The organism is Streptomyces sp. NPDC052299, from assembly GCF_040679335.1.
In the GTDB taxonomy this organism is placed as follows: Bacteria; Actinomycetota; Actinomycetes; order Streptomycetales; family Streptomycetaceae; genus Streptomyces.
On sequence record NZ_JBFAUP010000022.1, the window covers coordinates 15,168 to 27,449 of the forward strand.

13 protein-coding genes are annotated in these 12,282 nt (G+C 73.8%); 4 read left to right on the forward strand and 9 right to left on the reverse strand.

Annotated elements, in window-relative coordinates; all coding sequences use genetic code 11:
* Nucleotides 1-41: 41 nt before the first annotated feature.
* From mshC to AB0L33_RS29565, 4 genes are all read right to left on the reverse strand, one after another.
* Entirely contained in the window at nucleotides 42-1,271 is a 1,230-nt protein-coding gene (mshC, locus tag AB0L33_RS29550; RefSeq protein ID WP_365686314.1) for a cysteine--1-D-myo-inosityl 2-amino-2-deoxy-alpha-D-glucopyranoside ligase, read from the reverse strand.
* Between the two features lie 110 nt (nucleotides 1,272-1,381).
* On the reverse strand, nucleotides 1,382-2,221 hold the full coding sequence (locus tag AB0L33_RS29555) for an SCO1664 family protein (RefSeq protein ID WP_365686316.1): 840 nt from the start codon (nucleotides 2,219-2,221) through the stop codon (nucleotides 1,382-1,384).
* Nucleotides 2,185-2,775, reverse strand: coding sequence for a DUF3090 domain-containing protein (locus tag AB0L33_RS29560; RefSeq protein WP_143623319.1), 591 nt, complete (start codon nucleotides 2,773-2,775; stop codon nucleotides 2,185-2,187). Before AB0L33_RS29560 ends, AB0L33_RS29555 begins: the two co-directional genes overlap by 37 nt.
* Nucleotides 2,776-2,869: 94 nt before the next feature.
* Nucleotides 2,870-3,568, reverse strand: a complete 699-nt coding sequence (locus AB0L33_RS29565) for an MSMEG_4193 family putative phosphomutase (protein WP_365686318.1) — start codon at nucleotides 3,566-3,568, stop codon at nucleotides 2,870-2,872.
* 74 nt (nucleotides 3,569-3,642) lie between these two features.
* Here AB0L33_RS29565 and AB0L33_RS29570 point away from each other — a divergent pair, with 74 nt between their 5' ends.
* Nucleotides 3,643-4,638 (forward strand): magnesium and cobalt transport protein CorA, encoded by a 996-nt coding sequence (locus AB0L33_RS29570; RefSeq protein WP_365686319.1) that lies wholly within the window; start codon nucleotides 3,643-3,645, stop codon nucleotides 4,636-4,638.
* A gap of 12 nt (nucleotides 4,639-4,650) precedes the next feature.
* Here AB0L33_RS29570 and AB0L33_RS29575 read toward each other — a convergent pair whose 3' ends face one another.
* Both AB0L33_RS29575 and AB0L33_RS29580 read right to left on the reverse strand, forming a co-directional pair.
* A complete protein-coding gene (locus AB0L33_RS29575; protein ID WP_365686321.1) occupies nucleotides 4,651-5,439 on the reverse strand; it encodes a ferritin-like domain-containing protein in 789 nt (262 codons plus the stop codon).
* A gap of 238 nt (nucleotides 5,440-5,677) precedes the next feature.
* Nucleotides 5,678-6,727, reverse strand: coding sequence for an LLM class F420-dependent oxidoreductase (locus AB0L33_RS29580; protein WP_365686322.1), 1,050 nt, complete (start codon nucleotides 6,725-6,727; stop codon nucleotides 5,678-5,680).
* A gap of 106 nt (nucleotides 6,728-6,833) precedes the next feature.
* Here AB0L33_RS29580 and AB0L33_RS29585 point away from each other — a divergent pair, with 106 nt between their 5' ends.
* Nucleotides 6,834-7,817: an aldo/keto reductase gene (locus AB0L33_RS29585; protein ID WP_365686323.1), complete on the forward strand. Its 984-nt coding sequence runs from the start codon at nucleotides 6,834-6,836 to the stop codon at nucleotides 7,815-7,817.
* On the forward strand, nucleotides 7,814-9,970 hold the full coding sequence (locus AB0L33_RS29590) for a helix-hairpin-helix domain-containing protein (protein WP_365686324.1): 2,157 nt from the start codon (nucleotides 7,814-7,816) through the stop codon (nucleotides 9,968-9,970). Before AB0L33_RS29585 ends, AB0L33_RS29590 begins: the two co-directional genes overlap by 4 nt.
* Nucleotides 9,971-10,048: 78 nt before the next feature.
* Here the strand turns inward: AB0L33_RS29590 and AB0L33_RS29595 are convergent, their stop codons facing one another.
* Entirely contained in the window at nucleotides 10,049-10,711 is a 663-nt protein-coding gene (locus AB0L33_RS29595; protein ID WP_365686326.1) for a hypothetical protein, read from the reverse strand.
* A 47-nt stretch (nucleotides 10,712-10,758) separates the two neighbouring features.
* Between AB0L33_RS29595 and AB0L33_RS29600 the strand changes: the two genes are divergently transcribed.
* On the forward strand, nucleotides 10,759-10,947 hold the full coding sequence (locus tag AB0L33_RS29600; protein WP_018103708.1) for a DUF5703 family protein: 189 nt from the start codon (nucleotides 10,759-10,761) through the stop codon (nucleotides 10,945-10,947).
* Nucleotides 10,948-11,047: 100 nt separating this feature from the next.
* On the opposite strand, the gene AB0L33_RS29605 is transcribed toward AB0L33_RS29600, so the two are convergent.
* Entirely contained in the window at nucleotides 11,048-11,812 is a 765-nt protein-coding gene (locus AB0L33_RS29605; protein WP_365686327.1) for a chaplin, read from the reverse strand.
* Nucleotides 11,813-11,947: 135 nt separating this feature from the next.
* Entirely contained in the window at nucleotides 11,948-12,181 is a 234-nt protein-coding gene (chpH, locus tag AB0L33_RS29610; protein ID WP_365686329.1) for a chaplin ChpH, read from the reverse strand.
* Nucleotides 12,182-12,282 lie beyond the last annotated feature (101 nt).

The following is a 12,282-nucleotide window of genomic DNA, read 5'->3' on the forward strand; positions in this document are numbered from 1 at the left end:
CGGTGAAGTCGGCTGCTACGACGGAGAGTTACGAGAAAGAGCTACAGGGCCACGCCGAGGAGGGCGTCCACGGTACGGGAGACGAGACCGGGCGCCCCCTCGTCCGTACCGCCCTCGGCGGTCTGCCGCTCGGCCCAGCGGTCGACGGCGGCCAGCGCGGCCGGGGCGTCCAGGTCGTCGGCGAGGGCCGCGCGGACCTCCTCGACCAGGGCGTCCGCGGACAGCCCGTCGGGGCGGGAGACGGCGGCGCGCCAGCGGCCGAGCCGGGCCACGGCGTCGGCGAGCACCTGGTCGGTCCACTCCCAGTCGGAGCGGTAGTGGTGGGCGAGCAGGGCCAGCCGGATCGCGGCCGGGTCCACACCCTCGCGGCGGAGCGCGGAGACGAAGACGAGGTTGCCCTTGGACTTGGACATCTTCTCGCCGTCCAGAGCGACCATGCCCGCGTGCACGTACGCCTTGGCGAAGGGGTGCTCACCGGTGAGCACCTGGGCGTGCGAGGCGCCCATCTCGTGGTGCGGGAAGGCGAGGTCGGAGCCGCCGCCCTGGACGTCGAAGCCCATGCCCAGGTGGTCCAGGGCGATGGCCACGCACTCGATGTGCCAGCCGGGGCGTCCGGCGCCGAGGGAGCCGCCGTCCCAGCTGGGCTCGCCCTCGCGGGCGGCCATCCAGAGCATGGGGTCGAGCGGGTTCTTCTTGCCGGGGCGCTCCGGGTCGCCGCCGCGTTCGGCGGAGAGCAGGCGCATGGCCTCGGCGTCGAGGTTCGACACCTCGCCGAAGTGCGGGTCGGTGTCGACGGAGAAGTAGATGTCGCCGTCGAGCTCGTAGGCGGCGCCCGCGTCGCGGAGCCGTTCCACGAGCGGCACGATGCCGGGTATCGCCTCGACGGCTCCGATGTAGTGGCGGGGCGGGAGCATGCGGAGCGCGGTCATGTCCTCGCGGAACAGGGCCGTCTCGCGCTCCGCGAGCTCGGTCCAGTCCTGTCCGTCGCGCACGGCCCGCTCCAGCAGCGGGTCGTCCACGTCCGTCACGTTCTGGACGTAGTGAACCTGCCGCTTGGTGTCGAGCCACACGCGCTGGACGAGGTCGAACGCGTTGTAGGTCGCCGCATGACCCATGTGGGTCGCGTCGTACGGCGTGATGCCGCAGACGTAGATGCGGGCGACGGGACCGGGGTCAAGGGTGATCCGTCCGCCGGTCGCGGTGTCGTGGATCCGAAGGTCGCGGCCCTTGCCGGGCAGGGCGGGGACCTCAGAAGCGGGCCAGGCATGCATGTCACGAGCGTAACCGGATGCGGCTTCCGGATACGAACCGGAGGGGTGATCCTGACCGAAGAGGCACTCTTGCGCCGCCGCGCCCGGCGTGCATCGGGGCGGACCGGCCGTCAGACCGGGGGCCAGGGGATGGCGGGCCACTCACCGCTGGGCTCCCGGTGCAGCCCGGTCGTCCGCAGCCCGGCCACGCGGGCCCGCAGGGCCTCGATCTCGGCCGCCGTGATGAGTTCGGCCAGCCGGGTGACCAGCGGGGCGCCGGGCTCCACGTCGGCGGCCAGCCGGTCCAGCGCCTCGACCGCCTCGGGGGTCAATGGTTCGCCCGCCCAGCCCCAGAGCAGGGTGCGCAGCTTGTCGTCGGCGTTGAAGGTCACCCCGTGGTCGATGCCGTAGAGCCGGCCGCCGGGCGCGGGCAGCAGGTGGCCGCCCTTGCGGTCGCCGTTGTTGATGACGGCGTCCAGGACGGCGAGCCGCCGCAGCCGTGGGTCGTCCGCGTGCACGAGCAGGGCGGTCCTCCCCTCCCCCACCTCGGCGAACGCGACGGCCTTCCAGCCCTCGCCGGGCTCCTCCTCCTCGATCAGCGCGAGCAGCCCCGGCTCGTCCTCGCCCGGCTCCTCGGCCTCGATCCAGAGCTGGCACATGCCCTGGCCGTACGGCCCGTCCCGCAGCACGGTCGGCGGGATCAGGCCCCAGCCCATCGCCTCGGAGACCTCGTAGGCGGCCACCTCGCGCTGGGCGAGGGTGCCGTCGGGGAAGTCCCAGAGCGGCTGCTCTCCGGCCACGGGCTTGTACACGCAGTACGCCTCCTCGCCCTCGTGGGCGACGGAGCAGTACAGCACCGCGTTGGACGCGCCGCGGACCTGCCCGAGGACGGTGAGCGTGCCCTCGGCGAGCAGGACGGCCTGTCCGGCGTCGGTCAGGCGCCCCGGCGGTATCCGTTCTGGCGCGGGCATACGTGTCCTTCCGGGTCGAGCGGCAGGCTGCACAGCGGGCACGGCGGGCGGCCGGCGTTCACCACGTCCAGGGCCCGCTTGGCGAAGGCGCGGGCCTGGGCGCCGGTGAGCCGGACGCGGAGCATCGGCGGGCCGTTCTCCTCGTCCTGGAGCAGCCGCTCCTCGGCCTCGGCCAGGTCCTCGACGGAGTCGGCGTCCAGCTCGACCAGGGCCTGCGCCTCGACGATCATGCGCTGCTCCTCGCCGTCCCAGGCGAGCGCCATGGTGCCGACGCGGAACTCCTCCTCGACGGGGACGTCGAGCGGCGCGGTGTCCGTGACGTCCATCGGGGCGACGGCGGGCACCGGCGAGTTCCCGCCGGTGCGGCGGACCACCTCGTCCAGCAGTTCGTCCACGCGCTCGGCGAGCGCGGCGACCTGGGTCTTCTCCAGGGCCACGCTGGTGACACGTCCGCCTGAGGATGCCTGCAGGAAGAACGTACGGCGTCCAGGCAGCCCGACCGTGCCGGCCACGAAGCGGTCCGGGGGGTCGTAGAGGAACACCTGACGGGACACGTCCTGTCTCCCTTGAGAGTCGACGGGCAGAGATGGGGTGGGCCGGAGCCTCGGAAAGCGTTCTACGGCGCGTCCACCCTACTGCGCGCGGCGATCACGGCGCCCCAGCGCCGCCCCCTACCGCCGCGTCCCCGGCGGCTCCGGCGTCCGGGCCCGGTTCGCGGGGCGCGAGTCCGGCGAGGTCGCCGGTGTCGCCGAGGCGCAGCAGATGGGGCCGGAGCCTCGTGTAGCGGATCGCGGTGACCGAGCAGGGGTCGGCGTGGACGCGCTGGAAGAGGTCGAGGTGCATGCCGAGCGCGTCGGCGACCAGGGACTTGATGATGTCGCCGTGCGAGCACATGACGTACGCGGCGTTCTCGCCGTGTTCCGCCTCGATCCGCGCGTTCCACTCCCGTACGGCGTCGACGGCGCGGGACTGCATCGCGCGCATCGCCTCGCCGCCGGGGAAGGCGGCGGCGGAGGGGTGCTGCTGGACCACGGTCATCAGCGGTTCGTCGTTGAGTTCGGCGAGCTTGCGGCCCGACCAGTCGCCGTAGTCGCACTCGCTGATCCGGTCCTCGACGTGCAGCGGCAGATCGGGGCGGGCGGCCAGCAGGGGTGCCAGCGTCTCCCGGCAGCGTTGCAGGGGGCTGCTGACGGCGGCGGCCAGGGGCAGTGCGGCCAGCCGTGCGGGGAGTGCGGCGGCCTGCGCGGCCCCGCGCTCGTCGAGGGCGACGCCGGGGGTCCGGCCCGCGAGCACCCCGGCCGTGTTGGCGGTCGAGCGTCCGTGGCGTACGAGGATCAGGGTGGGCATGCGGTCCAGCGTACGGGCGCGGCCCGGTTTCCCGGCGGGGCCAAAGGTGCATACCGGGCCGGAAGCAGGGAAGAATGCGCGCCGTGATTGTCGACTGCGCCATCTATCGCGACGGACGCCGGACCGAGGGCCCCGCCGACTTCTCCGACGCGCTCGCCGAGGCGCGGGAGTCCGGCGACGCGTTCCTCTGGATCGGCCTGCACGAGCCGACGGAGAAGGAGTTCGACCTCGTCAGCAACGAGTTCGGGCTGCACCCGCTGGCCGTGGAGGACGCCCTCTCCGCCCACCAGCGGCCGAAGCTGGAGGTGTACGACGACTCGCTGTTCGCGGTGATCAAACCGGTCCTGTACGACCACGACAGCGACGCGGTCACCACGCACGAGCTGATGGTGTTCATGGGCGACTCGTTCGTCGTGACCGTGCGGCACGGCGAGGGCGCGCCGCTCGCGGCCGTACGCCGCCGGCTGGAGGCCGACCCGGAGGTGCTGAAGCACGGGCCGACGGCGGTCCTGTACGCGGTGAGCGACGCCATCGTGGACCACTACATAGACGTGGCGGGCGAGCTCCAGGTCGACCTGGAGGAGCTGGAGACGCAGGTCTTCGCGCCGAGCGGTACGGACGACTCCAAGAACACCGCGGCACGCATCTACACCTTCAAGCGCCAGGTGCTGGAATTCCGCCGGGCGACCGTGCCGCTGGCCGGGCCGATGGCCCGGCTGGCGGGCGCCGGGGTGCCGTTCGTGCAGGAGCACGCGCAGCCGTTCTTCCGGGACGTCCAGGACCACCTGACCCGGGCCAACGAGCAGGTGGAGGGCCTGGACCGGCTGCTGTCCGACATCCTGTCCGCGCATCTGGCGCAGATGGGGGTGCGGCAGAACGACGACATGCGCAAGATCTCCGCCTGGGCGGCGATGGCCGCGGTGCCGACCATGGTCGCGGGGATCTACGGGATGAACTTCGAGCACATGCCGGAGCTGCGTTGGGTCGGCTCCTACCCGCTGGTGCTGCTGCTGATGGCGGGGGCGGTCGTGGGTCTGTACCGCCAGTTCAAGCGGCGCGGCTGGCTCTGATCCGTTGGGGCGCTACGCGTACTCGGGTGCGGGCGTCGCGGGTCCGCCGAGGGCGTCGCGCCGGTCGGGCGGCGTCAGGCTGACCATGCGCCGCCAGCCGCCGAGGCGTTCGTACGCGTACATGGCGTGGATGCCCGCGGCGAGCACGGCGGCCTTCGCGCGGGACCAGCCGAGCACCCGGCCCATGTGGTCCATGACGGCGAGGCTGACGTCCCGGTAGACCCGGATCTCGGCCAGCGCGCACTCGCGCAGGATGCGCTGGATCGTGCGGCCGTGCCCGGCCCGCGCGAAGCGCAGCAGCTCCTCGTGGCAGTACGCGAGGTGGTTGTCCTCGTCGTTGGAGATCATGCGGACCGCGCGGCCGAGCTCGGGGTGGTCCGCGAAGTGCTTGGTCAGCAGCTGCATCTGCTCGGACGCGCGCTGCTCGGTGACCCGGCTGTGGGCCAGGTACGTGATGATGTCGCGCTCGGTCAGCGGCTCGTCGCGGCCCAGCTGCTCGTGGGCGAGTCCGATGCCGTGGCGCTCCAGGAGCATCGTGTAGTCGGTGTCCGGGGGGACGGGGCCGGGGGTCAGGCCGCGCTTCTTGAGCAGGGCGTTGAAGATCCTGCCGTGCTTGTCCTCGTCGGCGCCGTGCCGGGCGATCTTGGGGGCCAGCGGGCGCTGGCTCGCGGGGACGAGGGCCGCGATCCGGCCGTTCTCCCAGCCGCCCTGCGATTCGCCGCTGGCCGCGATGGAGCAGAACAGCCGGAACGAGTCGTCGTTGTCGAGGATCTCCTGGAACAGGTTCTTTGCCGAGAGCATCACTGCCACCTCCGTGCCGGCGTCGCCGAGCGCCAGTCAAGTGCGCCGGGCCGGGGCGGGCAACAGGAGGGGGCGGCGGCTGGGCCGAACGGGTGGCGCCGGCAGACGCCGGACCGGTTCCGGGCGAACCGTTTTTGCGTACGCCCGTAACCCCGCCGGGACGCCCGCGTTGTTCCCCGTGACGGCCGTGGCGGGGAGGACCCCCGAGCCCCCACCACGGCCGCAGAGCCCCTTCCGGTTACCCGAGACCGGCCCGCTCCAGCGCGTCCGTACCGGCCCGGAGCGCGGCGATCCGCTCGTCCAGCGTGAAGCCGGCCGGGGCCAGGGTCAGGGTCGTGACCCCCACCTCCGCGTACGCCTGCATGCGCTCGGCGATCCGGTCCACGGACCCGAGCAGCGTGGTCTGGTCGATCAGCTGGTGCGGGACGGCGGCCGCCGCGCCGCTCTTGTCGCCGGAGAGGTACTTCTCCTGGATCTCGGCGGCCTCCTTCTCGTACCCCATGCGCTGGGCGAGCCGGTTGTAGAAGTTCTGCTTCGCGCTGCCCATGCCGCCGACGTACAGCGCGGTGTAGGGGCGGAACATGTCCGCGAGGCCGGGGATGTCGTCGCCGACGGCGAGCGGCACGGTCGGGCAGACGTCGAAGCCCTCCATCGTCTTCCCGGCCTTCGCCCGGCCGGCCCGCAGATGGCTGACCGCAGTCTCCTCCAGGTGTTCGGCCGACGGGAAGATCAGCAGGGCGCCGTCGGCGATCTCGCCGGTCTGCTCCAGGTTCTTCGGGCCGATCGCGGCGATGTAGAGCGGGATGTGCTCGCGCTGCGGGTGCACGGTCAGCTTGAGCGGCTTGCCCGGACCGTCCGGGAGCGGGAGCGTCCAGTGCTCCCCCTCGTACGACAGGCGCTCACGGGTCATCGCCTTGCGGACGATGTCCACGTACTCCCGGGTGCGGGCCAGCGGCTTGTCGAACTTGACGCCGTACCAGCCCTCGGAGACCTGCGGGCCCGAGACGCCGAGGCCGAGCCGGAAGCGGCCGCCGGACAGGGAGTCGAGCGTGGCCGCGGTCATGGCCGCCATCGCGGGCTGGCGCGCCGGGATCTGGAGGATGGCGGACCCGACGTCGATGGACTCCGTCTGCGCGGCCACCCAGGCCAGCACGGTCGGCGCGTCGGAGCCGTACGCCTCGGCCGCCCAGCAGACGTCGTAGCCGAGCCGGTCGGCCTCCTGCGCCACGGCGAGATTGTCGCCGTCCATCCCCGCGCCCCAGTAGCCGAGATTGATGCCGAGCCGCATAGCCGAACCCCTTACCGATCAGTAACGTCCCTGAGTTCCGGACTCTAGCGCGCGGGAAGTTGATCCGGCAGGGGGCCGACCCACGCCGGTTGTAATCTCAGCGCCCATGGAGCAGAGGCATCTGGGCCGCACCGGCCTTCGTGTGTCCAGGATCGGGCTCGGCACCCTCACCTGGGGCCGGGACACCGACGAGCACGACGCTGCCGAGCAGCTGAAGGTGTTCTGGGAGGCGGGCGGCACACTGGTCGACACGGCCGATGTGTACGGGGGCGGCGAGGCCGAGTATCTGCTCGGGCGGCTCGTGGACGGCCTGGTGCCCCGGCGCGATCTGGTCATCGCGACCAAGGCGGGCAGCGTCGCCGACCCGTACCGCAGGGTCGACGCCTCGCGCGGGCACCTGCTTGCGGCCCTGGACGCCTCGCTGAGCCGGCTCGGCACGGACTACGTGGACCTGTGGCAGCTCCACGCGTTCGACCCGGAGACCCCGCTGGAGGAGACGCTCCAGGCGCTGGACCTGGCGGTGTCCTCCGGGCGCGCCCGCTATGCCGGGGTGTCCGGCTTCTGCGGCTGGCAGCTCGCGAAGGCGGCGACCTGGCAGCTCGCCGCGCCGGGGGCGCGGACCCGGCTCGCCGCGACGCAGATGGAGTACTCGCTGCTCCAGCGCGGCGTGGAGCGCGAGGTGCTGCCCGCCGCGCTGGACCTCGGCGTCGGGCTGCTGCCCTCCTCGCCGCTGGGCCGGGGCGTGCTGACCGGCAAGTACCGCACGGGGACCCCGGCCGGCTCGCGCGGCGCGTCCGAGCTGCTGGCCCCCTTCGTGGAGCCGTATCTGGACGAGGCGGCGGGCCACATCGTGGACGCGGTGGCGACCGCCGCCGACGGGCTGGCCACCACGCCCGCGCAGGTCGCCCTGGCCTGGGTGCGGGACCGGCCCGGCGTCGCGGCCCCGATCGTCGGCGCGCGCAACGCGCAGCAGCTGACGGAGGCGTTGTCAGTGGAGACGCTTAGTCTTCCTGACGAGATCTGCCAGGCGCTGGACGATGTGTCGGCGCCCGTGCACCGCTATCCCGATCAGGACTGGAGCACGCTGTGACCGCGCTACCCCGGGACGAGTCCCCCGGCGCCGACACCACCGAGGACGACACCGCCGCCGTCCCGGGCGATCCGGGCCCCGCCGGTGCCGCCGAGGCGGCCGGCGAGGACGCCGGGACCGGCGCCGAAGGCGCCCCCGCGGTCTCCGAGGCCGAGGCCGAGATCGCCGCTCAGCGGGAGTTGCGGGAGCGGATCGAGAAGCGGAAGGCCGAGAAGGACGGGCCCATCGAGGCCGGGGGGAAGCTGAGCGGCACCGCGGCGGATCTGCTTGCGGCCGTGCGGGCCGTGGAGAGCGGCCAGAAGCCCGCCAGGGCGTTCTACGACTCGCCCGCACCGGCCCCCGCCCGCCGGACCGCCCCGGCGCCGGTGCGGACACGGGCCCCCGAGCCCGCACCCGCACCCCCGGCGGCCTCGCCCGAGAGCGTCGCCGCCGTGGCGGATGTGCTGGCCGCCGGCGGGGCCCCCGCCGCCCTGGGCCGGTCCGCCGCCGCGCTGCTCGGGGACCGGGCCGCCGAGGTCCTGCGCGAGGACCCCTGGCAGCTGCTGGCCCTGCCCGGCGTCGGCCCCGAGCAGGCGGACGGCTTCGCCCGGGCGCTGCTCGGCTCGGCGGCCGGCCCGGACGACGAGCGCCGCACCGCCGCCCTGACCGGCTGGGTCCTGGAACAGGCCGCGCTCCGGGGCCACACCGCGCTGGACGCGGACCGGGTGCGCGAGGCGCTGGCCGGCCGGGGCGTGAGCGACCCCGAGGCTGCCGTGCGGCACGCCGTCGCGGAGGGCGTCGTGCTGGTCTTCCAGGACGGGCCGGAGGAGCAGGGGGATGCCGAGGACGCCCCGGACGCCGAGGAGACGGCCGAGGCCGCAGCCCCGGGCCCCGTGCTCCTCGGCCTCGACCGGTACGCCCTGGCGGAGGAGAGCCTGGCCGACGGACTGGCCCGGCTGGTCAACGGCGGCGACAAGGACGCGGACTGGTCGGAGGCGGCGGCCGCCGCGCCCTCCCCGTCGGCGGCCGAGCTGATCCGCGCGGCCGCCGCCCACGGCCTCGTCGCGCACACCGGCGGCGAGGCGGCCCGGGCCGAGCCGGCCGCCCTGATCGCCGCCGCCCGGGGCCTCGGCCTGCGTGCCCTGGGCGCCGCACACAGCGTGGACGGCCGCCGGCGGCTCGCCGAGGACACCGGCGCCCCGGAAGCGGCCGTCACGCTCGCCGGGCTGCTGTCGGGCGCCGAGGGGCCGGGGCGGGACGAGGAGGGGGCGCTCGCGCTCGACCTGCTCGTCGTGCTGGACGCGCCCCAGCTGGACGTGGAGACCGGCACGATGCTGGTGGAGTCCCTGGCCGACGGGGTCCGGCTGGTCCTCAGCGGCGACCCGGGCGTGCTGGGCTCGGCGGGCGCCGGGCAGGTGTTCGCCGATGTGCTGGCCGCCCGCGCCTGCCCCCGCGTCGCCTCCCGCACCCCGGACCCGGGTCCGGTCGGCGAGCTGGTCTCGGGCATCGGCATCGGCGAGCTGAACCAGGTGGCGGCGCCCGGCAAGGAGGTCGTCATCGTCCCGGTCCGGGACGCGGGCGAGGCGGTCCACCGCACGGTGCAGCTCGTCGCCGACTCGGTGCCGCGCGCCATCGGGGTGCCGTCCGAGGACACCCAGGTCATCACGGTGGGCCATGGCGGCGCGGCGGGCACCCGGGCGCTGAACGAGGCCCTGAAGCAGCGGCTCAACCCGGGCCCCGGCCGCTTCGGCGGGTTCGACCCCGGCGACCGGGTCGCCCATGTCCCGGCGCCGGGGCGGACGGTGCCCGGTGTGGTCGTGTCGGCGGACGCGGAGGGGCTGCACCTGGACTGCGCGGGGACCCCGGTCGTCGTGCCGCAGGAGCGGGTGGCCGATTCCGTGCGCCACGCGTGGGCGCTCAGTGCCCACCAGGCGGCCGGGATGCGGTGGCCGGCGGCCGTCGTGGTGCTGCCGGGGGACGCGGCGCGCGGGCTGAGCCGGCCGTGGGTCTACACCGCGTTCGGCCGCGGCGAGCGCCATCTGTCCGTGGTGCACGGCGTCGACCAGGCCCTGCCGCGCGCGGTGGCCGAGGTGCCCGCCCAGGAGCGCAGCACGCGCCTGCGCGGCCTGCTGGAGGCGTCCCAGGAGGCCCAGGAGCCCGCTGTGGAGCAGTGAGACACAAGGAGGGCCCCCGCGTACGCCTGGCGCGTCCGCGGGGGCCCTCCGGGCCTTCGGTGGGTGCCGGGGCGCCGCTCAGCCGGCGGGGTGTCCCGGCCCCTCCGCGTCGTCATCGAGCTCGTCGTCGTCGTCGAAGACCGCGCTGACGTCGAAGCGGCAGACCACCAGCTGGGGGTCGGCGTCATCGAACGGGGCGGCCAGCCACTCCCCCGGTTCGGGGAGTTCGTCCGCCGCGGCGACCCAGAGCGTGGAGTCGCCCTCCTCCAGGCCGAACTCCGTGTGCCGGGAGGCGATCTCGTCGGCCTCGTACTCTCCGAAGAGCACCCCGAGGGCCGCGTGCACGCTGGTGCCGACGACCGCCGCCCCGGCGTCCTCCCGCTCGTCCGGGTCGGCGTCGGCGAGGCGCTGGGCCTGCGCCAGCAGCCGCTGGGGTTCCACCACCGCGTAGTCGCGGCGGATCAGCACGCTGAGCGCGTGCGGCTCGTCGGGTCCGTTGTAGGGCGGAAGGGCGTCCTGCTCCCCCGGGATCTCGAAGGGGGTGACCTCGTCGTGGCGGTCGTAGAGGAGTTCGTCGTAGGCCTCGGCGGCGGCGGCCAGTGCGTTGAACGCGTCGTAGACAGCGGGATCATCGTCCCCCGACCGGCGTTCGACCGCCGCGAGGTGGTGGTCGATCGCGGCTTTGACCGCATCGGCGGCGGCGCGTACCTCGGCAGCGGTGGGCTGCGCAGCATCAGACATGGGGCAGACGCTATCCGTACCGGGCCCTTGCCCGCACAATGGATTCGATGCCGGAATACGAATTTGTCGATGTGTACGTGCCGCGCGGGGTGTCCCGGAAGGACACGGCCCGCCTGTTGACCGACCATGCCGAGTACGGGCACTGGGAACTGGACCGCCTGACGCTGCGCCGGGACGGCAGCCGCCGCGTGCGGCTGCGCCGCCGGATCATCCGTCAGCTGCGGGCCACGTGGTGAGCCGGAAGGCCCGGCCACAGACCGTCCGACCATGCGAAACGGGCCCCGCGATCCGCGGGGCCCGTTCCTTCTGCGCGTGCTCGCCGGTGCGGCGCTGCCGTCAGGCGGCGGCCTTCGCCCGGCGGTAGAGCACCGTGCCCGCGCCGGCCAGCAGCAGGCCCGCGCTCGCCGGGATGAGCAGGTCGAGCCCGCCCGCTCCGGTGTGGGCCAGTTGCGGCGCCTCCGGCACGGTCTGCGGCTCCGGCGTGTTCGGAGTGGGCTTCTCCGGAGTCGGCGGCGTGACGTGGCGGACCGGGGGCTCGGGAACGTCGACCGGCGGCGTGCTCTCGTTCTCGCACGTGTTGCCGATGGCCGGGTTCAGCAGGCCGACGATGTCGATGCTGTTGCCGCAGACGTTCACGGGAATGTCGATGGGTGCCTGGATCTGGTTGCCCGAGAGCAGACCGGGCGATCCCTGCGTGGTCCCCTGCGCGGTGGCTCCGCCGCCGTTGCCGCCGCGGACCGCCCGGTGCTTGCCGGTGCCCGAGTCCGCGCCCCGCGTGTGGTCGTCGGAGGCCCGGTTGCCGGCGTGGTTGCCGGAGGTGCCCGAGGCGGCGCCGGACCGGCCGGCGGTCGCGCCGTCCGAACCGTTTCCGCAGGCGTTTCCGGCGGCCGGGTTGAGCAGTCCGACAACGCTCACGGAGTTTCCGCAGACGTTCACCGGCACGCTGACCGGGATCTGCACCGAATTCCCTGAAACCACCCCCGGGGAATTCGAAGCGCCGCCGGCCGCTCCCGCGTCGGCGTGCGCGTAGCCGCCGCCGAGGGCGAGAACGCCACCCGCGGCCGCCATGGTGATCAGGCCGTTTCGCGTGACCTGTCGCATAGGTGTTTCCTGCCTTCTACCTTCCGGAGTACCCCCGGACTACCGTGCGGAGGCAAAGGACCCGACGGCCCCGGAGCGCGTGGAGTGCGGTCCGGGGCCGAGCGGGCTCAAACCCTTACGGGTTGACGCGCAACGTCAGTCGTTGACGCAGACGTTGCCGAAGGCCGGGTTCAGCAGCCCGATCACGTTGATCGTGTTGCCGCACACGTTCACGGGAACGTGGACGGGAACCTGGATGACGTTGCCCGAGACGACGCCGGGGCTGCCGATGGCGGCACCCTGGGCACCCGAGTCGGCGACGGCCATGCCGGCGCCGGCGAGCACCAGGCCACCGGTGGCAGCCGCGGCGGCGACGATCTTCTTGATCATGATTCCTCCTAGTTGGCAAACACGGTCCCAGCCGCGGACCGCACCCCCTGTAACGAGGAGGAAGTAACGGGGCTACGAGGCAAACGCCCCATTCACTCGTT